Source organism: Emticicia sp. MM (assembly GCF_001649495.1).
Genome location: NZ_LXHX01000097.1, coordinates 26,286 through 51,386, shown reverse-complemented (window position 1 = coordinate 51,386; position 25,101 = coordinate 26,286). Strand labels below are relative to the sequence as shown.

Annotated in this window: 17 protein-coding genes; 13 read left to right on the top strand and 4 right to left on the bottom strand. The window is 37.9% G+C overall.

The genetic code is table 11. From position 1 onward, the window contains the following. The first annotated feature begins 31 nt into the window (after positions 1-31). The 9 genes from A6M55_RS11900 to nagB all read left to right on the top strand — a co-directional run bounded on the left by A6M55_RS11900 (position 32) and on the right by nagB (position 9,338). Positions 32-2,059 carry a hypothetical protein gene (locus A6M55_RS11900; RefSeq protein ID WP_064197809.1) on the top strand — a complete coding sequence of 676 codons (2,028 nt, stop codon included), beginning with the start codon at positions 32-34 and terminating at the stop codon, positions 2,057-2,059. Positions 2,060-2,199: 140 nt separating this feature from the next. After that, positions 2,200-2,892 (top strand): WbqC family protein, encoded by a 693-nt coding sequence (locus A6M55_RS11895; RefSeq protein ID WP_064197816.1) that lies wholly within the window; start codon positions 2,200-2,202, stop codon positions 2,890-2,892. Between the two features lie 84 nt (positions 2,893-2,976). After that, positions 2,977-3,636 carry an acetyltransferase gene (locus A6M55_RS11890; protein WP_064197808.1) on the top strand — a complete coding sequence of 220 codons (660 nt, stop codon included), beginning with the start codon at positions 2,977-2,979 and terminating at the stop codon, positions 3,634-3,636. 45 nt (positions 3,637-3,681) lie between these two features. Then, positions 3,682-3,984 (top strand): hypothetical protein, encoded by a 303-nt coding sequence (locus A6M55_RS11885; RefSeq protein ID WP_064197807.1) that lies wholly within the window; start codon positions 3,682-3,684, stop codon positions 3,982-3,984. Then, positions 3,981-4,331, top strand: a complete 351-nt coding sequence (locus A6M55_RS11880; RefSeq protein WP_064197806.1) for a DUF6516 family protein — start codon at positions 3,981-3,983, stop codon at positions 4,329-4,331. The genes A6M55_RS11885 and A6M55_RS11880 overlap by 4 nt, the downstream gene beginning before the upstream one ends. Beyond that, entirely contained in the window at positions 4,328-5,209 is an 882-nt protein-coding gene (locus A6M55_RS11875) for a class I SAM-dependent methyltransferase (RefSeq protein ID WP_064197805.1), read from the top strand. Before A6M55_RS11880 ends, A6M55_RS11875 begins: the two co-directional genes overlap by 4 nt. A 54-nt stretch (positions 5,210-5,263) precedes the next feature. Next, positions 5,264-6,241: a hypothetical protein gene (locus A6M55_RS11870; protein ID WP_064197804.1), complete on the top strand. Its 978-nt coding sequence runs from the start codon at positions 5,264-5,266 to the stop codon at positions 6,239-6,241. Positions 6,242-6,320: 79 nt separating this feature from the next. Further along, the gene (locus tag A6M55_RS11865) at positions 6,321-7,127 is read left to right on the top strand and encodes a phytanoyl-CoA dioxygenase family protein (protein WP_229235524.1); all 807 of its coding nucleotides are present in this window, start codon (positions 6,321-6,323) and stop codon (positions 7,125-7,127) included. 288 nt (positions 7,128-7,415) lie between these two features. Further along, positions 7,416-9,338 carry a glucosamine-6-phosphate deaminase gene (nagB, locus tag A6M55_RS11860; RefSeq protein ID WP_064197802.1) on the top strand — a complete coding sequence of 641 codons (1,923 nt, stop codon included), beginning with the start codon at positions 7,416-7,418 and terminating at the stop codon, positions 9,336-9,338. 133 nt (positions 9,339-9,471) lie between these two features. On the opposite strand, the gene lpdA is transcribed toward nagB, so the two are convergent. Further along, positions 9,472-10,863 (bottom strand): dihydrolipoyl dehydrogenase, encoded by a 1,392-nt coding sequence (gene lpdA, locus A6M55_RS11855; RefSeq protein ID WP_064197801.1) that lies wholly within the window; start codon positions 10,861-10,863, stop codon positions 9,472-9,474. A gap of 708 nt (positions 10,864-11,571) precedes the next feature. Between lpdA and A6M55_RS11850 the strand changes: the two genes are divergently transcribed. The 3 genes from A6M55_RS11850 (at position 11,572) to A6M55_RS11840 (ending at position 19,605) form a co-directional block, all read left to right on the top strand. Continuing rightward, on the top strand, positions 11,572-14,655 hold the full coding sequence (locus tag A6M55_RS11850; RefSeq protein ID WP_064197800.1) for a SusC/RagA family TonB-linked outer membrane protein: 3,084 nt from the start codon (positions 11,572-11,574) through the stop codon (positions 14,653-14,655). Between the two features lie 13 nt (positions 14,656-14,668). Further along, entirely contained in the window at positions 14,669-16,270 is a 1,602-nt protein-coding gene (locus A6M55_RS11845; RefSeq protein ID WP_064197815.1) for a SusD/RagB family nutrient-binding outer membrane lipoprotein, read from the top strand. 95 nt (positions 16,271-16,365) lie between these two features. Then, positions 16,366-19,605 carry a VCBS repeat-containing protein gene (locus A6M55_RS11840; protein WP_064197799.1) on the top strand — a complete coding sequence of 1,080 codons (3,240 nt, stop codon included), beginning with the start codon at positions 16,366-16,368 and terminating at the stop codon, positions 19,603-19,605. A gap of 24 nt (positions 19,606-19,629) precedes the next feature. On the opposite strand, the gene eat is transcribed toward A6M55_RS11840, so the two are convergent. Further along, complete coding sequence (gene eat / locus A6M55_RS11835; protein WP_064197798.1) at positions 19,630-20,958, bottom strand: ethanolamine permease; 1,329 nt, start codon at positions 20,956-20,958, stop codon at positions 19,630-19,632. A gap of 308 nt (positions 20,959-21,266) precedes the next feature. Between eat and cysS the strand changes: the two genes are divergently transcribed. Beyond that, the gene (cysS, locus tag A6M55_RS11830) at positions 21,267-22,754 is read left to right on the top strand and encodes a cysteine--tRNA ligase (protein ID WP_064197797.1); all 1,488 of its coding nucleotides are present in this window, start codon (positions 21,267-21,269) and stop codon (positions 22,752-22,754) included. 75 nt (positions 22,755-22,829) lie between these two features. Here the strand turns inward: cysS and A6M55_RS11825 are convergent, their stop codons facing one another. Both A6M55_RS11825 and A6M55_RS11820 read right to left on the bottom strand, forming a co-directional pair. Then, positions 22,830-24,284 carry a cellulose synthase family protein gene (locus tag A6M55_RS11825; RefSeq protein ID WP_064197796.1) on the bottom strand — a complete coding sequence of 485 codons (1,455 nt, stop codon included), beginning with the start codon at positions 24,282-24,284 and terminating at the stop codon, positions 22,830-22,832. Positions 24,285-24,290: 6 nt separating this feature from the next. Beyond that, positions 24,291-24,968, bottom strand: a complete 678-nt coding sequence (locus A6M55_RS11820; protein ID WP_064197795.1) for a glycosyltransferase family 2 protein — start codon at positions 24,966-24,968, stop codon at positions 24,291-24,293. Positions 24,969-25,101 lie beyond the last annotated feature (133 nt).

The following is a 25,101-nucleotide window of genomic DNA, read 5'->3' as shown; positions in this document are numbered from 1 at the left end:
TTTGCACCGTGAAAGTCCTTATTCTGATTCAATGTATCTACTTTTTATAGTATTATTTCTTGTTTTTCTTTGGCAAATTCATCGGAATACTTCGTATATCTCTGAAAGCCTCAATGATTATCTAATCAAGTTTTTTGTTGGATTGGTTTCTTGTATTATTCCAACAGGTTTCCTTTTATCCGAACTCAATCAGATAAGCTATGCCGTATCTTGGGGTATTGGTGTAAACGTTTTGGCTTTTTTGTTTTATTTCTTTTTTACGAAAATTTCCGAAAATCATCAATATTCGCTCAGAAATTCACTTCAAACACTTCCCAAAAATCTGACTGAAGTTTGGCAAGAACAAAGCTTTTTAGGAAAATCCGTGTTTGGTATTTTAGGCATAGGTTTGCTGATTGTCAGCATTTTAAATGTAGGAATGTTTTTCTTGACTTATCCCAATGAGTGGGATAGCATGACAGGGCATTTGGTAAAATGTGCTTTATACCTCCAAAACGGCAACATGAATCGCCTACAAGGCACTACTTGGACGGTTGATTTTTATCCAAATTCACTGCCAACCTTACAAATGTTTGGCTTTCATCTTTTTGGTGAACAAGGTTTTAAAGTAATTCATTATTTATCATATTGGGTGTTTGCTATTTCAGCTTACGGGATAGCTTTCAGAATAACCCAAAATAAAGCAGCATCTTTGCTCGTTTTTGTGCTTTCAGCTTTACTTCCAACGGCTTTAGTACAAGCAACAACTACCGAAACCGATATCGTTTTGTCAGCCTATTTAGGCTGTTTAACATACTTCATGTTTTCGTTTAAAGCCAACCCTTCTCGCCTCAACGTTTCGCTCATTGCACTGATGGCAGGTATCTGGATTGGTCATAAAGTTACATTCTTGCTTATTGCTCCCGCAGCAGTAGTTGTGGCATTCCACACAGTGTTGCTGAAAAAGCAATTCTATCAACAAATTAAGGTTTTTATCCTTATTTTTGTAGCTGCAATTAGCATTTATGCCTTACCAACTGGCTATATCGGTAATATAAAAGAATCAAAGAAATTTAGTCTTGGAAGCCTTTCTGCTCCTGAAATGGTGATGCAATGGCACGGTGTTGAGCATTATACAGGAAAAGAAAAAATCAAAAATTTAGCCTTCAATATTGGGCGATATTCATCAGATTTTTTAAATATGGATGGACTTAGGAGTTCTCCTATGGGGAAAGAGTTGAATGAGATTGTACGATATTGGCCAAATAAAATCTTTAGTAAACTGGATCTTGAAGGTGAGCACTTTACAGTTGTTTCGTATTTTTCTTTTGAACATCCAGTAAGATTTTATCTCGAAAGACCTTTTTGGGGATTTATTGGTTTTGGTCTGATACTACCAATTATGCTCTTTTTGGGTTGGAAAGTTTTGCGAAGTTTCAAGAAATTAAATAGCGTTGAAAAAAGCCTTTCGGTACTTGTTTTTGCGGCAACACTACACTTTTTATCACTATGCTATTCAGCTCCTTACGACCCAATCAAGGCTCGTTATTTTCTGAATATGGCGGTTTGGTGCATGCCAATGCTTTCGTTGATTGGTATATCGTGGTTACGCAAAAAATCTACTTTTAATAAGATTTTCTTCATAATTATCAGCTTTTTTATTGTTATTTCAGCGATTCCGACAATTCTTTTCATGCGAATACATCCTGTTTTTGGGAAGAAAAATATATTTAACTCTACCCGTTTAGAACTAATCACAATTGCCCGACCCAATGTTTACGAAGCCTACAAAAAATTTGATGAAATCGTACCTAAAGATGCTATCGTGGCACTCGGAACCCAGCAAGAGCATGAAGATTTTGAATATCCACTTTGGGGCGAAGACTTTCAGCGAAAACTGATTCCGATTCATCCATTCAGAAGTGCAGTGAAACCGATTCCTGCCGAAGCACAGTACTTATTCTATTCAAAAGGGGTTATTCCATATCAAGAAGGCGATATTCGGCTTAATTTAATCAATAGCAAATCGGATATACTTGTCAATGATAGTGAGTTTTATTTAAGAAAGTTAAAACCCTAACACCCCTAAGCGAACCGTCGCACCGCCCTTAAAGGGGGACAAAAATTAAAAATAGTGGAATGAATGATAATAAAATACTAAATAATTTTAACTCTAACTCTCCTTTAGGGGTTGGGGGTGGTGGCTGTGTTGTTGGCATCATGCAGCCCTACGTTTTTCCTTATATTGGCTATTTTCAGCTAATCAAAGCAGTTGATAAATTTGTGGTGTATGATGACGTAGCTTTTATTAACAAAGGTTGGATAAATCGAAATAATATTCTGGTCAATGGCAAAGCCTCCATGTTTACGATTCCGTTGATTGGTGCAAGTCAAAATCGCTTGATTCTGGACATTGAAGTTGATAATTTGGCTGCTTGGAGCAAAAAGTTTTTAAAGACTATTGAGCAATCCTACAAAAAAGCTCCGTTTTATAATGAAGGTTTTCGTATAGTAGAGCAAGTTTTTAACTTGCCTGTTGTATCTATTGCAGAGTTGGCAACCGCAAGTTTAAAAGAAACTTGCAAATACTTAAATATCGAAACTGAAGTCGTAGAAAGTTCAACGATTTACAACAATCAAGACCTAAAAGCTCAAGGCCGAATTTTGGATATTTGTTTGCAAGAAAAAGCTAATCATTATATCAATCCGATTGGTGGAATGGCTATCTACGACAAACAACTTTTTGCAGATAACGAAATCTTACTTAATTTTATCAAAGCAAAGCCCATTCAATATAAGCAATTTAATAAAGACGAAGCATCTTTTGTGCCGTGGCTTTCAATCATTGACTTACTGATGTTTTGCTCAGTGGAAGAAATTAACGAACATTTAGATAAGTTTGAGTTAATATAGAAATAGTTTATTTTGTTGCACATTGTTTGAAGAGTTTCTACAGCAATTTGCAACTATCTTGTAACAAAAATAACAACAATAAATATGGCCAAAGTAGTAGTTTTCGGTACAGAACTGGTGGCAGAATTAGCCCATTATTACCTCACAAATGATTCAGAACACGAAATCGTGGCATTTACTGTCAATAAAGAATATATCAAGGAAGATACTTTCTGCGGCTTGCCAGTTGTGCCATTTGAAGACGTAACTACACTTTATCCACCCACCGACTACAAATTCTTTGCCCCTTTGAGCGAGCGTAAAATGAATATGGTTCGTGCAAAGGTTTACGCCGAAGCCAAAGAAAAAGGGTATTCTTTTATTTCATACATCAGCTCAAAAGCAACCGTTTTAACTAACCAAATCGGCGAAAATTGTTTTATTTTGGAAGATAATACGATTCAACCATTCGTAAAAATTGGTAATAATGTAGTGCTTTGGAGCGGAAATCATATCGGCCACCACGGTGAAATCAAAGACCACGTTTACTTTACTTCTCACGTAGTTTTATCTGGTCGTTGCGTAGTTGGCGAATATTCATTCTTTGGTGTAAACGCTACTATTAGAGATGGCTGTACGCTCGGTGAAGGTACGCTCGTAGCGATGGGAGCCAACGTAACCAAGGCAAAAACCGAGCCTTGGAGCATCTGGAAAGGCAACCCAGCCGTTAAATCGGAAGTGTCAAGTAAAGATATAAATCTATAATTATAAGCATTTATTTCTTACTTTTGTAGCGAAAACAAATAAATTATGCTTTTAGTTGAACAAAATATCGGTTTAGAAAACGTAATCCATGAGCTGGGATACGTTGATTTAGCGTCATTTGCGAAACAACAAGCACAAGAAGTTTTGTGGAAGAAAATCAAGCATTGTGAAGAAAGAATCAAGGAGTTTGAGATCAAATACGCAATGAGTTATGGCGAATTTGAAGAAAAGTTTCACTCAATAAATACTATTAATGTTTTTGAAAAAGAAGACGATGGCATGATTTGGGAAACTGAAATTTCGCTAAAAAATCATTATTTAGAAATGATAAAAAAAATCGTTGAATGATTCCCGATATTGTAAGATTTAAACCGATACTAAAAGATTTTGAAATAATTGAGCATCAAAATCGTGACGGTGTTCAAATTTTACGATTAAAAATAACATTCATCGACTCGTCAGTTTTATTCGTAACAGATATTTTCATTTCCTTTGAAAATCGACGAAAGTATAGCTTTCATTGGCAAAATGTGAACGAAGAATTAATAAGTCGTTGGGATAATGCACCTCATTTCCCAAATATTAGTTCTTATCCTCATCATCAACACCTTCAATCAGAAACAAACGTAGTTGCAAGTTCTGCAGTGAATTTGATAGATATTTTAAAAATTATACAAGAAAAAATACAAGCATGAGCGATTTCTTCAAGCAATTAATTTGCCCAAAAACACATACAAAACTTGTTTTATCGGCCGATGGCAAAACCCTCAATAATACTTCAAGCGAAGAACCTGTAAGCTACGACGTAAACGACATCGTTGATTTGGTTTATCCTCGTGAGCTTTTCGAGCAAGACCGCAAAGAACAAGTAGCCTATAACGATGCTCACGCACGTTATGACCGTGGAGTTTCATGGGTTTTTGAATCACTTCATGCCAATGAAGCTGCTACTCGCAAGCAAATGATTAGCTTATTGAAATTAAAACCAGGTATGAAAGTGCTGGAAGTTGGAGCAGGAACTGGCAAAGATTCAGCTTATATTATTGATAAAATTACCCCAGGCGGACACGCAGTTTTATCTGATTTATCGCCAGCGATGTTGAGTCACGCCAAACAAAAATTTGCTGATAAAAAAGATGTTACGATTGATTATTTCATCGGAAATGGCTCTTATTTACCATTTGAAGATAATTCATTCGATGCCCTTTTTCATTTCGGAGGAATCAATACATTCTCGGAAAGAGCCAAAGCTTTTGAAGAATTTAACCGTGTGGTAAAAGTAGGCGGACGAGTGGTTGTTGGCGATGAAAGCGTAGGAGCATGGCTTCGTGACCAAAAAACGTATCAAATCTTGATGGATGCTAATCCAATGTTTGCGGATTTAGTACCAATGCAAGATTTGCCAAAAAACATCAAAGATGTAAAACTCCAATGGATATTCGGAAATGGATATTACGTTCTTGATTTCAAGAAAACGAAAAAAGCTCCGACTGTAAATGTAAATCTTCAAATTCCAGGTAAAGATTTTAAAGACAACTGGAAAATCAGAGCCGATAGAAATCGTAAGAAGTAACCCCAACCGCTGCGGCGGACCGCCCCTAAAGGGGAGTAAAAGAGAATTAAAATAATGATAATAGAATCAAACCTAAATTCCCCTTCAGAGGTTAGGGGTGCATGGAAAAAATGCGGCCTCGTTTATAAACCCGATGGTAGTTTATCGCATAGCCGTTCGCATGCACAAGTGCCTTATGCGTACAAGCACAAAGATTTTCTAAGAGTTTATTTCTCTTCAAGAGACGATAACGGTTATTCTCGCCCAACATTTATTGATGTTGATTACGACGACCCAACCAAAATTCTTTACATCCACGATACATTTGTATTGGATTTAGGAGGCCCGGGCGAGTATGACGAAACAGGTGCAATGCCTTCATGGTTTGTGCCGCAACCAAATGGAGATATTTGGTTGTATTATACTGGTTGGAACAGAACTCACAACTCATATCGCCTTTCGATGGGACTTGCAGTAAGTACCGATGGCGGTTTGAACTTCAAGAAAATGTTTCGTGGCCCAATCATGGACCGCTCAATTCATAATCCAATTTGGGCAGCACAACCTTCGGTGATGTTTGTTAACGGAAAATGGATGATGTGGCATATTTCAGGTCAGAAATGCGAGTATATTCATGGCTATCCTGAACCTTTCTACGATTGCCGAGTTGCAGTTTCAGATGATGGTATTAATTGGACTTCAACGGGGGATATTGCCCTTCCTTTTGATGATTTCCTACATGCCGTAGGTCGTCCGAGTGTATTTCACGAAGATGGTATTTTCAAGATGTATTACTCATACCGTCATACACGTGATTATCGCACCGACCGCAATCAAAGTTATCGTCTGGGTTACGCTGAGTCGATTGATGGCTACAAGTGGGAACGTAAAGATGATTTAGTTGGTATCCATAAATCAGAAAATCCAGCCGATTTTGATTACCAAATGATAAATTATGCTCACTGTTATGAACATAATGGCAAGAAATATTTGTTGTATAATGGTAATGGTTTCGGAGCAGCTGGTTTTGCCTACGCTGTTTTGGAAAAATAAATACAAATAGCTGACCGATGTCATTCTTTTCTGAGCGGCTCAAAGGCTAAATTTGCACCATAATAAAGCAATGTTTACCATGAAAGAACAATTCAACAAAGACGGATATATTATCATCAAAAACTTCTTTTCTAAAGAAGAAATTAATAAAATTTACACAGAAGCTCGTAGTCTTTTTGCCTTGCAAATAGAGCGAGTTTTGGGCAAAAAAGTTGACATCAACGACCGAGATACTTTCGAGCAAGCCATGTTCGATTTATTCGAGGCCGATTTTACAACTTTTGTGAATACAGGAAAGCAAGCACAACACCTAATTTCGTTGCATCATTTGGGTACTGACCCTAAAATCATCAATGTATTGAAAGATTTAGGTTATGAATTTCCGATGATTGGTGTTCGTCCTGCGATGCAATTCAACAGCCGATATTTATCAAAAGGTGGTAGCCACTGGAAACTCGGTGCTCACCAAGACTGGAGAACTGGTCAAGGATCACTTGATAGTATTGTTATGTGGTTTCCGATGGTTGATTGTGGTGCCGATTTGGGTGCTTTACAAATAGTACCAGCGAGCCATACAATTGGTCTTTTAAAAGCCGATACTTCGGGCTATTTAGGAAGTATTCAAGAAGCTATTCCAGAAGAAGATTATGTACAAACTCAATTTGAAGTTGGTGATTTATTAGTTTTCTCAGCATTTTTGGTTCACCGTTCGGGCGAAAATATCACTAAAAACATTCGTTGGTCGATTCAGTTGCGTTATAATAATATGGCAGAGCCGACCTTCAAAGAAAGAGGTTTTCCGATGCCATATATCTACAAACCAGAAGAAAACTTGGTAACGCCAGACTTTCCGAAAAAAGAACAACTCGAAGAGGTTTTCGCATAAAATATCATCGGCGAACAAGATATTCGCCCCATATAATTATAAAGCGTATCAAATCAAGAATAAAACCATTATTTCAGATGGAATTTCTTAATTTGATACGCTTTTTGTGTATTTTCGCCATAATAGTTTTTCATTGATTATAATTTATTAAAAAAATATTTTTTAATAAATTAAATTATGATAAAATATTATATCTTTCAGCTTTAATTATGGTGTACTAAAATAAATAATTTTTACCTTTGTGAAATATTTTTATTTTAGCGAATAAAACCTAAAACTACGACAATAATGGAGCAACAGCTTATTACAACTGACCCTATTGCCTACGAAAAGATTCCAACCAAGATTTTTAAAGATTCAAAGGAAGCATCGAATGCCGTGGCTCACGAAATCGCCGAATTAATCAGAGAACGCCAACGCCAAAACCGCAATTGTATTTTAGGTCTTGCTACGGGTTCTTCTCCAAAATCGGTTTATGCGGAGTTAATCCGAATGCACCGTGAAGAAGGTTTGAGCTTTAAAAATGTGGTTTCTTTTAACTTAGATGAGTATTTCCCGATGGAACCAGACTCTTTGCAGAGTTATGTCAGATTTATGAAGGAACAACTCTTCGACCATGTGGACATTCCAAAAGAGAATTATTTTATTCCAGACGGAACAGTTCCTGCAAGCAAAGTAAAAGATTTTAGCGAAGAATATGAGCGTAAAATAGATGCCGTTGGTGGTTTAGACTTTCAATTATTAGGTATTGGTGCAAATGGACACATTGGTTTTAATGAGCCAGGGTCGTTAGTAAATTCACGCACTCGCTTGATGATGCTCGACCACTCAACTCGTGTAGCTGCCGCTTCTGATTTTGGTGGTAGCTTGGTAAAAGTGCCAAAGAAGGCCATTACAATGGGAGTTGCGAAAATCTTGAGTGCCAAAAGAGTAGTCTTATTGGCTTGGGGTGAAAGAAAAGCACCAGTAATTGCCGAAGCAGTTGAAGGTCGTGTAACCGAGACAATTCCAGCATCATACTTACAGACACACCCAAATGCCATGTTTGTCATTGACGAACGTGCCGCTCACGAGCTTACTCGTATGCGTACACCATGGGTTGTGGAAGACGTTGAATGGTCAAGCAAAATGGTCAAAAAAGCCGTTACAAACTTGGCCCTGACGCTCGGTAAGCCAATCTTAAAATTAACAAATAAAGATTATAACGATAATGGATTAAGTGACCTATTGGCTCGCCACGGACAAGCTTATGAGATAAATATTGATGTCTTTAATCAATTACAGCACAGTATTTCGGGCTGGCCAGGTGGAAAGCCTAATGCTGATGACACCAATCGTCCAGAAAGGGCTTTACCTACTAAAAAACGTGTAATTATATTCAGTCCACACCCTGATGATGATATCATCTCAATGGGAGGCACTTTCCAACGTTTGGTTGACCAAGGACACGACGTACACATTGGTTATCAAACTTCGGGAAATATCGCCGTAGCAGATGATGAAGCCATTCGTTTTATTGATTTCGTAGTTGATTTTAATGATAAATTTGGCATCGAAAACAAAGAAACGCAACAACTCTTTGCTGATGCAAAAGAATTTTTGAAGAATAAAAAAGATAGCGATGTTGATACTGATGGCGTAAGATATGTAAAAGGTTTGATTCGTAGAGGTGAAGCAAAAGCCACTTGCCGTTTTGTGGGTATTCCAGAAGAAAATGTTCACTTCATGGATATGCCTTTCTACGAAACTGGGCGTATCGAGAAAAAACCGCTGGGAGCAGATGATGTAGCGATAGTTGCCGATTTAATAGAATCAATTAAACCTCATCAAGTATATGCTGCTGGCGACTTAGCTGACCCACACGGCACGCACAAAGTATGTTTAGATGCTATTTTTGCGGCAGTTGAGCAACTCAAACACAAAAACTTTATGAAAGATTGTTGGGTTTGGTTGTATCGTGGTGCTTGGGCAGAGTGGGATATTCACGAAATCGAAATGGCAGTACCGATGTCGCCTGACCAAGTTTTACAAAAACGTATGGGTATCTTTAAGCATCAGTCTCAAAAAGACGGTGTGGTGTTCCAAGGAACAGATGCTCGTGAGTTTTGGCAACGTGCCGAAGAGCGTAACCGTGGAACGGCTCAACTATATAACAAACTTGGCTTGGCAGAATACGAAGCGATGGAAGCGTTTGTTAGATGGAAGTTTTGAAATAATGATTAATGTTTGATGGTGAATGTTAAATTATTCATACAAAAACGGTCGTAAGAATTAATCTTACGACCGTTTTTTAATTATTGCCAGGCTTTGATAATTAAATATTTATCATTCACCATTAAACATCTTACAAGTGAATAACCTCACCATAAGCAGCGGCAGCCGCTTCCATGATGGCTTCTGACATGGTTGGGTGTGGGTGAACCGACTTGATGATTTCCATACCTGTTGTTTCGAGTTTACGAGCTACAACGGCCTCGGCAATCATTTCAGTTACGTTATTACCAATCATGTGACAACCTAACCATTCGCCGTATTTAGCATCGAAAATCACTTTTACGAAACCTTCTGATACGCCACCAGCTTTTGCTTTACCCGATGCTGAGAATGGAAATTTACCAACTTTTACTTCGTAACCTGCTTCTTTAGCAGCTTTTTCAGTGTAACCAACCGAAGCAATTTCTGGCGAGCAGTATGTACAACCTGGGATATTTTTGTAGTCAAGTGGCTGTGGGTGGTGTCCCGCAATTTTCTCGACACAAATAATACCTTCGGCCGATGCTACGTGAGCCAATGCTTGTCCTGGAGTTACATCACCGATAGCATAATATCCTGGGATATTTGTCTCGGCAAAACCATTTACCAAAATCTTGCCTCTATCAGTAGCAATACCTACATCTTCCAAACCAATGTTTTCGATATTTGCTACGATACCCGCTGCTGATAATACAACATCAGTTTCGATTTTGATTTCGCCTGTTGGAGTCTTAACAGTTGATACACACCCACTTCCCGAAGTATCTACTTTTTCTACGCTTGAGCTTGTGTAGATTTCAATACCCAATTTCTTATAGATTTTTGCCAATTCTTTCGATATGTCTTCGTCTTCTACAGGAACGATGTTTGGCATAAACTCTACGATAGTTACTTTCGTACCCATACTTGCATATACATATGCAAACTCAACACCGATTGCTCCCGAACCCATCACCAACATCGAAGCTGGTTGTTTTTCGAGGCTCATTGCTTTGCGGTATTCAATTACTTTCTCACCATCAAGCGGCACGTTTGGTAATTGTCTTGCTCTTGCACCCGTTGCAATGATGATGTGCTTTCCTTCTACGTCAATTTTTTTACCTTCTGCATCAGTAACCTCTACTTTTTTGCCCGTTTTTACTTTTCCGTAACCATTGATTACGTCAATTTTATTTTTCTTCATCAAGAAAGTTACACCTTTGCTCATGCCTTCGGCAACGCTGCGTGAACGCTTGATAACTGCACCAAAATCTGCATGAGCCTCACTCACTTGGATACCATAATCTTTTGCGTGCTTGATGTACTCAAATACTTGAGCCGATTTTAACAACGCTTTTGTTGGAATACAACCCCAGTTGAGGCAAATACCACCTAAATTTTCTTTTTCGATGATGGCTGTTTTCAAGCCTAATTGTGATGCACGAATAGCAGCTACATAGCCGCCCGGCCCACTTCCAAGTATAACAACGTCGTATTGTGCCATAAAATGTTTCTTGTTAATTGAAAACTCGGTGCAAAATTAGACAAAATAGCTGATACTCAAAAGATAGGGCAGAATATGTTAGAAATGAGGCAAAAAAGTATTGGATAAATTTGGGGTTTTAATACGAGGGTTGGCAAAATCTATAAAATGAAAAATATTATCTTTTTAAAATTGATTGGATTATAATTAAGCTTACATCTAAGACTTATAGAAATTCAATGTGAAGTAGTAAAATGGAAATATTTAAGAATATTGATAAAGCAGTTAAAAAGCGTATTTCTTAGTGACAATTTACATAGATTTTATAGTGTAAATTTTGTGGATTTTATAAGGATAAATGGCTATGAGAAACTACAAAATAGTGTAATCATTTAAAAAGAATTTTTAGTATCATAGCGTTGATAATCAGTTAAAATTTATGTTAGTAATTTTATTCAACCTTTATATAAAAGACTATTTAATGTGTAATTATAAAAAAAATAATCACAGAAACACATTTATTAAAAAAATTTAAAAACACGTTTTTGTTTAATTTTTCCTTGTTTTTGTTCTATTTAATGCCGTTTTTTCAAAAAAACACACAATTTAACATTAACTAAACATTTACCCGTTAATCAAAAATTAATAAAAAATTATTGAGGTGTTAATACATTTATCGAAGAGTTTTAAAACAAAATTTTATTTTAATTTATTAACCTAAGTAAAAGTATGAAGAAAACATTACGACAGTTTTTTTATGCCTTCATCTTTTCTCTTTCAGCGTTTGCGGGTTTTGCCCAAAACATGAAAATTAAAGGAAAAGTAACCGATGATGGAGGTTCTGCACTTTATGGTGTCAACGTATCCGTAAAGGGTTCTACAAAAGGAACAATTTCTGATGACAAAGGTGAATACACAATTGAGGCAGCTCAAGGAAGTGTACTAACTTTTAGTTATATCGGATTTGCTCCAAGCAACGTAACTGTTGGAAATTCAAGTGTTATCAATGTAAGTTTAACTCCTGAAGCAGGTGCTTTGAATGAAGTTGTTGTAACGGCTTTGGGTATCTCGAAAGAAGCTCGTAAAGTTGGTTACGCCGTAACAACTGTAAGTGGCGACCAAATGACTAAAGCACGTGAAACAAACGTAGCTTATTCAATGGCTGGTCGTGTTGCTGGTTTGAATATTTCTGGTACGAATGGTGGTTCGGGATCTTCGGCAAGAATTTTATTGAGAGGTATGGCAAGTTTCACGGCGAGTTCTCCTCTGATTGTATTAAATGGTGTGCCGATTGACAATACACAAAGAGGTAGTGCAGGTGAGTGGGGTGGTGCAGATAACGGTGATGGTATCTCAAACCTAAACCCTGATGATATCGAAAGTATGTCGGTTTTGAAAGGTGCTTCGGCATCAGCACTTTATGGTGCGAGAGCTGCTAACGGTGTAATTTTGATTACAACTAAATCTGGTAAAAAAGGCAAAATGTCGGTTGATTATAACCTTAATACTGCTGCCGAACAAGCAATTAACTTTACAGACTATCAGTATGTATATGGTCAAGGTTTAAATGGACAAAAACCAACCAACACAGTTAGTGCATTGAATAGCGGAATGTTGAGCTGGGGTTCAAAATTAGATGGTTCTTCAACTATCCAATTTGATGGTAAAAACTACCCATATTCTGCTGTAAAAAACAATATTAGCAATTTCTATCGTACGGGTTCTTCGATTACCAATTCTTTGGCTATTGCCAGCGGTAATGAAACAGGAAACTTCCGTTTATCACTTGCAAACCTTGATAACAACTCTATTCTTCGTAATAGTGGCCTTGACCGTAAGACATTCAACTTTAACGGTTCGCAGAAATTTGGTCAGAAGCTCAAAGTAGATTTGATGGTGAATTATGTTGATGAGAAAAACACCAACAAACCACAATTGAGCGATGGTCCAATGAATGCCAATAACGTAAACTTCTTGGCAACCAACGTTGACCAGTCTATCTTGATGCCTGGCTATGATGCAAGCACCGAAAATGGTAATGAAATTCAGTATAACGATGATATTTACGTAACTAACCCTTGGTTTGTAGTAAATCGTTATAGAAATGACGTAAAACGTAAGCGTATTCTTTCGGCTATCACAGCTAAATATGATATTACAAAAAATATCTACGGACAAGTACGTTTAGGTTATGACTTATTGAATGATGGAACATTTAAAGTAACACCAACTGGTACAGCTTATTCAAATGGACAAAAAGGTGGATTAGATGATTTATCGAAATCGACAACTTCTGAATTAAATGCAGAGGCGATCTTGGGTGGTAGTTTCAAAGTTGTAGATGATTTCTCAATTGATGCAATTGCGGGTGCGGCTATTCGTAAAAACAAATACGATATGCTTCGTGTAGGTGGTGGGCCGTTCGTGATTCCATTCTTCTATAGCCCATACAACGTTTTATCATTCAACCGTGACTATGGCTATAATGAAAGACAAGCAAATTCGGCATTCTACTCGCTCGATTTTAATTTCAAAAATCAATTAATTTTATCGACAACTGGCCGTTATGATGCGTTCTCAACTTTACCAAAAGACAACTACGGAATCTTTACACCATCGGTTTCGTTGAGCTATGATTTTACAGAACTCGTTAATTCTTCAAAATTAAGCTACGGTAAATTCAGAGCTTCGTATGCAGTAGTAAGCGGTGAACCAGCAAGCCCGTACAGTACATCTCAGTATTACAGTGTAGGAGGTGCCATTCAAGGCATCACAACGGGGTCGTTTAGCAGTACACTACCAAACTTATTCTTGAAACCATATACGCTTTCAGAATTTGAAGTTGGTACAGAATTGAAATTCTACAAAAACCGTTTAGGTCTCGATTTAGCTTACTTCAACCGTAAAACTAAAAACGAAATCATCAATGGTTCATTATCAGAAGCAACAGGTTTCAGTAACCAACAAATCGGTACTGGTTCAACTCAAAACTCAGGTTTAGAAGCTTTAGTAATGGGTGTGCCTATTGAAACGGGCGGTTTGAAATGGACAACCTCATTCAACTTTACTTGGATTAAAAACAAAATCGTTGAAATCAATGGTTCTGGCTCGGCTGACCAACAATTAGGTTTAGGAACTTACCGCCCATTAAACGCTAACACTGCTTTGATTAAAGGCTTACCTGGTCCACAAATCATGGCTAATGACTACGTGTATGATGCACAAGGAAGAATTGTAGTTGACGCAACTGGTATTCCCGAAGCATCAGCTCGTAAGCCAATGGGTTCGGTTTTACCTAAGTTCTATGGTGGTTTCAATAACGAAGTTAGCTACAAAAACTTTAACCTATCATTCTTGTTAGACTATCGTTTTGGTAATAAAGTGCTTTCGGCTACAAACTATTATACAATCTTCCGTGGTTTGAACCAAATGACTCTTGAGGGTCGTGAAACTGGTGTAGTAGCTGCTGGGGTAACAAAAGACGGTGCAACAAACACAGTAAATGTACCAGCTCAAACTTACTACCAAAACTTGGCACGTAGAATTTCAGCATTGAACGTAATGGATGGAAGTTTCATCAAGCTTCGTCAAGTTACGCTCGGATACTCTTTGAATCCTAAATTTTTAGGCAAAACACCTATCAAATCGGTTGAGCTTTCGTTGGTGGCAAGAAATCTCCTCACGTTGTTAAGACGCACGGACAACATCGACCCAGAGGCTGGTTTCTCACCAGTTCTTAATTATGCAGGTATCGAAGGAAACAGTTTACCATCGACTCGCACGTATGGCTTGAACCTAAATGTTAAATTCTAAAATTAGGCTTAAAATGAAAAAAATAGGATATATATTAATTCTGACCGTATTTTTCTCTTCATGTACTGATAACTTTGAAGAAATAAATACTGACCCGAACCGCACAAGTGCGGCAGTTTTCAACCCTAACTACCTTTTGTCTCAGTCGCAATTTGAATACGGAAATACTGGCTATTCACAGCTACTATTTCAAAGTATGTGGACACAAGTTTTGGCCTCTACATTCTCATATTACGGAAACGGAGATAAGTATGTTCCATCAGGTAGCTTTGTAGCGTACCAAGGGCGTGTACACGAAGAGACCTATCGTGCCGCTTCATTATCTTACGAGATGATGAATTTGGTAAAAGATAAGCCAGAAATGTCGAATCTTTATAATGTTGGCACAATCATGAAAGTGCTTTGCATGGCTCGTATTACTGATTGCTATGGTGATGTTCCATATTCTGAGGCTTTGAAAGCAAAAGAAGGAATCACTTTACCAAAATACGATACACAATCAAGCATTTATCCTGGAATGTTGACCGAATTAGATGCCGCAATTACTGCTCTTAGCACATCTAAGGTAAAACCAAGTGCTGATTTAATGTACGGTGGTGATATTGTAAAATGGAAAAAATTTGGTTATTCATTGATGTTGCGTTTGGCGATGCGTTTATCGAAAGTTGATGCCGCTGCCGCTAAAACTTGGGCTGAAAAGGCTTTTGCAGGTGGTGTTTTTGCAAGTATCGACGACAACGCTAAAGTTTTGACTGATAATGCTACCAACGGAAACAACACAAGTGGAGCTTTGAGAGTACCTGACGATTACCGTGAGGTTCGTTGGAGCAAAACTTTCATTGATTATTTAAAAGCAACTGCTGACCCTCGTCTGGGTGCAATTGCTGAAGTAGCACAAGCAGGGTATGCAAACAACACCAACCAAGCATTGGCAGGCGATAACACTGAGTCTATCCAAATTGGTCTTCCAAATGGTTATGATTTGAGTGGTGGCAATACAGATATTGCCAAACATCCACAATATCCTGGTGCTTCTGGTACAGGTGCTGATGTAGCTCGTGTTGGAAAGTACTCACGTCCACGCACTTCTGTTTTTATTGATAGAAGTGGTGTAAACTTCGTGATGACTTACGCTGAAACAGAATTACTTTTGGCTGAAGCAAAAGTGAAAGGTTGGAATGTAGGTGCAACATCTGCGGCAGACCACTACAAAAATGGGGTGAAAGCTGCTGCTGCTTCATTAGCACAGTTTAACTCAACTGCAGGCTCAGATGCAGCTATTGCAAAAGCAGTAGCGGCAATGGATGCTTACTTAGTTAAAAACCCATTAAACGTTAGTTCAACTGATGCTTCTATCAAGCAAATCAACGAGCAGATTTGGGTAGCAACTGGTATTACATTCAATTTTATTGAAAACTGGACTAACTGGCGTCGTTCGGGCTATCCTGCCTTGACTCCAGTTGTATATCCAAACGGATTCTCGAACGGAACAATTCCGAGAAGAATTCCTTATAAATCATCGGAACCATCTTACAATCCAGAGAATTATAAAACTGCGGTAGCAGCTATCAATGGTGGAGATACGTTCACTGCAAGAGTTTGGTGGGATAAATAAGTAGATTTGTTTCATATAGAAGTTAGTAGAAACGGAGCTATATTTGCTCCGTTTCTTTTGTTTAGTTCCTAACCCATTGTTTTTCGAGCAAAACCATGAATCGTCATTCATCAATTTTCATACAATCTCTTATTGTTTTTAGTACACTTCTTTTTGCTTCTTGCTCTTCAAAAAATAAGAAATTCGATAAACTTAGCTCGTCCAAAACGGGTGTAACTTTCATTAATAAAATAGAAGAAAGTGAAACTCTCAATGTACTTGAATACGAATATTTCTATAATGGAGGGGGCGTTGCAGCGGCTGACTTTAATAATGATGGTTTGCTTGATTTGTATTTTACGGCAAATCTTGCGAGCGATAAACTGTATATCAACAAAGGCGGGGAGTCTTTAAAGTTTGAAGATATAACCGAAGCGGCAGGAATTAGCTATAATGGAGAATGGAAAACGGGTGTTTCGGTGGTTGATATCAACAACGATGGCTGGAATGATATTTATATATCGGTTTCGGGAAATATTGATAATGCCGCTCTCCGAAAAAATAAGCTTTATATCAATAATAAAAACTTAACATTTACAGAAAAAGCGGCCGAATTTGGCCTTGATTGCAACGGCTATACCACACAAACAGCATTTTTTGATTACGACAAAGATGGCGATTTAGATGCCTACGTCATGAATCATAATGTAAAAGATTTTAACCGCTTCGATGTGCAGGCGGTTCATGCCATGCGAGACTCACTGGCGGGCGATAAATTACTCAAAAATGAAGGCGGGAAATTTATTGATGCTTCGGTTGAAGCAGGAATTAAAGGAAATCCGATTGGTTTTGGTTTGGGACTTCACATTGCTGACCTCAACAATGACAATTGGCCAGATATTTATGTTTCCAACGACTACATAGAATCTGATTATTTATATATTAATAACAAGAACGGAACATTTAGCGATAACATCTCCCAAATGACCGACCACACGAGTTATTATTCGATGGGAAATGACGTGGCCGACTTCAATAATGATTTACTGCCCGACATTTTCACACTTGATATGCTTCCCGAAGATAATAAACGTCAAAAACTCCTCTTTGGCCCCGATAATTATGAGGCGTATTTGTCAATGCTAAAAAATGGTTTTCACCCCGAAATCATGCGAAATATGCTTCAAATGAACAATGGTGATGGCACTTTTAGCGAAATTGGGCAGGTATCGGGTGTTTCCAATACAGATTGGAGCTGGTCGGCTCTCTTTGCCGATTATGATAATGATGGCTACAAAGATTTATTCGTGACCAACGGTTATCTGCGTGATTATACCAACATGGATTTCATGAAGTATTATGCTGACCAAAAAAATAGCGGTGAAAAAAGCCTCTTAGAAATTATCAAAGAGATGCCTTCTTCGCTCAACTCAAACTATATTTTCAAGAATAATGGCGATTTAACATTCTCAAATCTGACCAAAGATTGGGGAATCGAACACCCTGTCAATTCTCACGGAGCAATTTATGCTGATTTAGATAATGATGGCGACCTCGAACTGATTGTCAATAACATGAACGAAGAGGCGAGTATTTATAAAAACCTACAACAAGAAAACGACCCACAAAATTTTGTTTCGATTAGCTTAAAAAAGAATAACCAGAGCATAGAAGGTACAAAAATATACGCTTATTCGGGAGGATTGAAACAATACATCGAAGCCTCGAATCTTCGTGGTTTTCAGAGTAGTGTAGTTGCTCCGCTCCACTTCGGTTTAGGCAAAAACCAGAAAATTGATAGCGTCCGAATCGTTTGGAATGATAATTCTACGCAACTTATTACTAACCTTGCGGTTAATAAAATCTGCACAATAAATTATCAAAAAGGCGTAGAGTTTCAACCAAGCATTGAGCCAAATAAGTACTTTGATGAATTTCAAAACGTAGCTTTTAGTCACGGACAAATGCCGCTAAATGATTTCAGTCGACAAGTACTTTTACCACAAATGTACTCGTATCAAGGCCCTGCTTTGGCGGTTGGCGATGTCAATGGTGATAAATTGGAAGATGTATTTTTAGGTGGTGGAAAAGGTTTCAAAGGAAAAATACTTCTGCAAGATAAAGCGGGGACTTTCAGCGAAAAAGAACAAGCCGATTTCAAACAAAACGAACTTTGTACAGATGCCGATGCCGCTTTTTTTGATGCCGACCAAGATGGCGACAAAGACCTCTACGTGGTCAGTGGGGGATATGAATATTTAGTGGATGATTTTCTGCTCCAAGACCGCCTCTATCTGAATGATGGCAAAGGAAATTTTACAAAGTCAGAAGACAGACTTCCACCTATTCGTAATTCAAAAAGTAAAGTCGTGCCGTTTGATGCCGATAATGATGGAGATTTAGACTTGTTTCTGACGGGTTACGTAGTTCCGCATAATTATCCTGCGTATAATCCTTGTTCGTTTTTACTGAACGAAAAAGGTGTTTTTAAAGAAGTTCCAAACGAAATTTTCACCAAATTGGGTATTGTAACCGATGCCGTAGCAATTGATATAAATAAAGATGGACTAAAGGATATTGCCTTAGTTGGCGAGTGGATGCCCATAACGCTTTTGATGAATCAAAAAGGGGATTTTCAGAAAAAAGAATTGCCAAATCTCAATGGTTTTTGGCAAAGCATCGAAGCTGCTGACCTCGACCAAGATGGTGACCAAGACCTTGTTTTGGGAAATCTGGGGCTAAATTCACAGTATAAAGCTTCAGTAAGCGAGCCTTTCACGCTAACCGTAAAGGATTTTGATGGCAACGGCCTCATTGACCCGATAATGTCTTATTACATTCAAGGTAAAAGCCACCCAGCTTACAGTTTAGATGAATTGGCGGCTCAATTGCCTAATGTCCGAAAAAAATATACCAACTATCAATCCTTTTCAGAAGCCCAAACGAGCGATATTCTGACTTTTTTAGATGAAAAAGATTCTTTCACTAACAAAATCCATGAACTGGCTTCAGGTGTTTTGCTGAATCAAGGCGGAGAATTGAGTTTTATGAAACTTCCTGTTCAAGCTCAGTTTTCGATGGTGAATGCTATCAGCCTAAAAGACATCAACAACGATAAATTACCCGATTTGTTTTTAGCAGGTAATAATTCAAAAATGCGAGTAAGAATCGGTAATTTAGATGCCAATCACGGACAGGTTTTCGTCAATAAAGGAAAAGGGATTTTCGAGTTCGTATCGCAATCAAAATCGGGTTTAAATCTTCGTGGCGATGTTAAAAACATAGCTTTTGCGGGCGACAAACTGCTCTGCGGCATCAATAATGCTCCAATGAAGTTTTATCAACTACGAAAATAGCTTTTTATTCTTGCTTAAAACTGGTTATTCCCAATCAGTTTTAAGCATTTTTGCAATGATAAAACTGCCAATCAAAATTCCGAAGAAAACCAGCGAAAGATTGAAATTATAAATAATCATAGCTACCAAAGCCACCGAAGCGATAATTAAAGCAATTATTGGCGAAATTGGATAAAGCGGCACAAGGAAAGGGCGTTTAAGATTTGGCTCTTTTCTGCGTAAAACCAATAACGAAACCATCGAAAAAATATACATCGTCAAAGCACCAAAAGCTGAAAGAATGATAATATCGGCCGTTGAATTGCTCAAAAGTGCCACAATTCCAAAAACCATATTCAAGAGCAAAGCGTTGGCTGGCGTTTTAAATTTTGAATGAACATTACCCATAAATTTTGGAGCATTTCCTACTCTACCAAATTCAAAAGTTGCTCGTCCAGCCGCCAAAACTAAGCCGTGAAACGACGCAATGAGTCCGCAAGTACCAATACCCACAATGAGTTGATAAACCCCGCTCGTATCGCTCATGATTTTGCTCATAGCCATCGGTAAAGGCGAGTCAGTTACGCTTCCGTCAGCTTTATAAACAATTGATTCCCAGCCGTTTATTCCAACTGCCGTAATAAAAGTTAGCACGCACAAAACCACCAAAGTTGCCATTGCCGAGCCAAATCCCCACGTAATGTCTTTTTGTGGATTATTCGATTCTTCGGCCACATTTGCCAAACCTTCAATTCCCAGAAAAAACCAAATCGCAAACGGCAAAGCCGCAAAAGCTCCACTCCAACCATTCGGCAAATTATTGGTTAATAGGTTTTTTACTTCAAATTTAGGAAAAGTAAAATACCAAAAAATAATCAAACCCAAAACCGCCAAAACCGTGATGACCAACTCAAATGCCGAGGCGAGTTTTGTGCCGAGAATATTCAGTAAAGTAAAAACCAAATATGCTCCAATGGCCACACCTAAAATAGAAAGCTGCGGAAAAACGGCATTGAAATAAGCCCCAATTCCAACCGCAATGGCTGGTGGAGCAAACAAAAACTCAATATTTTGAGCCATTCCAGCCAAAAATCCCCATTTTTTTCCCAAAGCACGGTTTGCATAATCGAAAGCTCCACCCGCTTGCGGAATCGCACAGGCCAATTCGGCATAACTCAATGAAAAAGTAATATACAGAATAATTACAAAGAAAGTTGCAATAGCCATTCCAAAAGTACCGCCCTTTTCGAGGCCAAGATTCCAACCAAAATACATTCCAGAAATAACATAGCCAACGCCTAAGCCCCAGAGAAGGGTAGGAGTTAAGCTTTTTTGAAGTTTTTGTTCGTTTGATGGTTCGAGGTTTGAAGACATGGCAAGGTTTTAGTATTGAGTTAATAACCTTAAAGTAAGGTCTTTAATCGCAAAAAATCAAGTGATAAATCTCACTAATCTAAAAATCTTATAAATCCTGCTATGTTTTGGTTTATGTTCTGTAATTTTGTAAAAAAAGCCCAAGAAATGTCTCATACCTCTGCTTTTCGATGTTGTTGCTGCTGTTTCTGCTAACTATTTATAATCAGATAGTTCATTTCTCCTTATTTCTAACACAAAGACTTTCATAAAGGATGGTGATAACATTCAATCATTCTTTCACTCAATAATTCATCATTGATTTTTCTATGCAAAATCTAAAAATTTATAATACGCTTTCTCGTCAAAAAGAAGAATTTCAGTCTATCACGCCCAACCACGTAGGTATGTACGTTTGTGGGCCAACGGTTTACAATAATGTTCACTTAGGTAATGTCCGCACGTTTATGACCTTTGATGTACTTTACCGTTATCTCACACACATTGGCTACAAAGTGCGTTATGTTCGCAATATCACCGATGTTGGTCACTTAGTAGGTGACGGCGACGAAGGTGAAGATAAAATCGGCAAAATGGCGAAGCTCGAAAAGCTCGAACCAATGGAAATTGTGCAACGTTATACCAACGATTTTCACACAGTTTTGGAGCAATTCAACTTCCTACCTCCAAGCATCGAGCCGACTGCTACTGGTCACTTAATCGAACAAATTGAGGCCGTTAAAACCTTGATAGAAAAAGGTTTAGCTTACGAATCGAACGGTTCTGTTTATTTTGATATTAATAAATACAACGAAGGCGGACACGAATACGGCAAACTTTCGGGTAGAATCTTGGAAGACCTCTTGAATGAAACACGTGAGTTGGACGGACAAGCCGAAAAACGCAATCCGCTTGATTTTGCCATCTGGAAAAAAGCAAGTCCTGAACACATCATGCAATGGCAAAGTCCTTGGGGAATGGGTTTTCCAGGTTGGCACTTAGAATGTACTTGCATGAGTAGCAAGTATTTAGGAGCTACTTTCGATATTCATGGTGGTGGCATGGATTTAAAATTCCCGCACCACGAATGTGAAATTGCACAGGGTGTAGGAATCACGGGCAAAGAGCCAGTAAGATACTGGATGCACTCGAATATGCTTACAGTAAACGGACAAAAGATGTCGAAATCTTTGGGAAACTCGTTTCTTCCAGCCGAGCTTTTTGCGGGAAGCCATGCTTTGCTCGAACAACCATACAGCCCAATGACGGTGCGTTTCTTTATGCTACAATCGCAATACAGAAGTACGCTTGATTTCTCGAACGATGCCCTAAAAGCAGCACAAAAAGGCTTCAGAAGATTGACAAATGGACTCAGAATAGCAAAAACGCTTACTTTCGAGCCAGTTGAAGTTGCCATTGACGAAAAGAAAAAACAAGATATCGAAAAATCAATCGTGGCTTTTTATGATGCCATGAACGATGATTTGAATACTGCAGTTGCGATTGCTCAATTATTTAACTTGCTGAAATATGTAAACATGATTTACATGAACCAGTTGCAACCTGCCGCTATTGGTGAAGAAACTTTCAATGAGCTAAAAGAAAAGTTTGTGCTTTTTATTGAAGGAATTTTAGGTTTGAAAGAAGAAAAATCTGAAAACTCAGACGCAGTTCTGAATGGTATGTTAAATCTTTACCGAGAATACAAAGCCGCTCAACAATACGATAAAGTTGACGAAATCAGAAGCTATTTTAAAGCCAACGGCATGTCAATCAAAGATATGAAACATCGCATTGACTGGGCTTGGGAAGAGTAATTTACTCCTTTTTATAACCTTGAAAAGGTCGGAATTGTAAATTCCGACCTTTTTTATTTCCGATTTGTAATAAAACTAAATTTTCATCTGCTTAAATGTGTAAAATAACACACTTCCATAACCAACAATTAGCATCAGATGAAAAGGCACTAAACCGTAGTTGCTTTGATAAATCTCAATAACCAGAACTACAATAAAATAAAGCATCAACAAAAGCTCAATCCAAGTGCTTTTACCAAGGTTTTTTGTCAAGTATTTATTTCCTCGCCACGAATCCGATTGTTTGTTTACATTAAACTTGGGTGTACGCACAAATGGTGTTTTGCGACCCATCCAACCTTCAACTACGGCAATAGTATTATGAAAAGAAAGCCCCATCATAAATAACAAAAACAGCACAAATCTCTTCACAAATTCAAAAAAACCAAGTCCAGTTTTTCGGAAAGAAATCCAGTAGAAGCCCCCTAAAATCACCCAACTTACTTGAAATAAAGCAGTATATCGAAAAAACACATCGAATCTATCAGAGTTTGAAGTAATAAGCATTACAGGTAAGCTCAGAATCGACAGGAAAAATACTGCAACAAAAACCGCACTATTCATCAAATGATAAAAACCGTGTAATTTCGTAGAAACACTTAAATGACTGTCTTTCAATAGCTTACTTATATTTTTCGACACACATTCAGCCGCACCTTTCGTCCAACGATATTGTTGAGATTTGACCGCACTCATCGTTACGGGCAGTTCGGCGGGGCATCCAACGTTTTCTAAATATATAAATTTCCAGTCTCGCATTTGAGCCCGATAACTTAGGTCTAAGTCTTCGGTCAAAGTATCAGCCGACCAGCCTCCTGCGTCTTCGATTGTAGATTTTCGCCAAATTCCTGCTGTGCCATTGAAATTGATAAAATGATTTTTAGCATTTCGTCCGCCTTGTTCAATCGTGAAATGAGCATCTAAACCAAAGGCTTGAAGCTTAGTCAGCAAAGAATAGTTTTCGTTGAGGTGTTGCCAGCGAGTTTGTACTACTCCAACTTTCTGTGCTGCAAAATGGGGAATTGTTTGTTGAAGAAAATCGACTGGCGGAACAAAATCAGCATCAAAAATAGCGATAAATTCGCCTTTACAAATTTTCATTCCATAAGCCAATGCACCAGCCTTAAATCCTTTTCTATCTTCTCGTCTAATCTGCTGAATATCAATCCCATATGCTTGTATTTCTTTTACTTTTCGAGCAATAATTGCTACCGTTTCGTCGGTTGAGTCATCTAAAACTTGAATTTCAAAACGGTCTTTTGGATAATCAAAAGCTGCAACCGCATCAATCAATCGCTCAACAACGTAAAGTTCGTTATAAATAGGAAGTTGAATCGTTACGAAAGGGGAGGTATCAATTGATAATTGATAATTAATAGTTGATAATTGTTTTTTGCCTAAATAATTAATAATCAGACTCAACTGCACCAAGCTATAAGAAAAAATAAAAACCAACGGAATGGCGTAAATGACAAGAATGAATAACTCCATTGACTTTTACAAATATTTAAAAATAGTAGTAATAATCTTATAACCAGCCAGAATAGTACCTTTCACAGTTCCCGAAATCTTTGACTTTCCTACTCTACGGCGGTAATTGACAGCCATTTCGGTAGTATTCATTTTCATTTTGGCGGCTTTTAGCTGCATTTCTACTGTCCAACCATAGGTTGTGTCTTGCATATTTAAAGCCAAAAGCGATTCAAACTTTATTGCTCGGAAAGGTCCTAAATCGGTATAATGCACACCATAAAACAAACGCATAAGATTTGTAGCCAGCCAATTACCAAAAATTTGTGGAATGGTCATTGAGCCAGCTTGACGCTCACCCAAGGCTCTTGAACCAATCACCATATCATAATTTTGCTCAGTAATTGGTTTTATCAATTCTCGCATTTCTTCAGGATAATCCGAATAGTCGGCATCTAAGAAAACTACAATTTCAGGTTTTTGTTTTTTTGCGTAATCAATCCCTTTTAAGCACGCAAATCCATAGCCTTGTCGGGGCTCATCTAAAACCGTTGCTCCTGCCTGACGAGCAACTTTTGAGGTTTCATCGCTCGAATTATTATTTACAACGATAACCTCTCCAACAATATCTTTTGGAATTTCGGCAATGACTTTATCAATAGATTTTGCTTCGTTGAAAGCTGGAATGATGACGATTATTTTCATTAAAATTATATTTCGACTGCAATTTAGGCTTTTTCTACTTACACAAAGGTATGCAAGCCGACAAAGTATGTGAATTTTAGAAACTCTTTAAATTATTAATGTCTTAATCTTCAAATCTTAGCTATTAATTTTG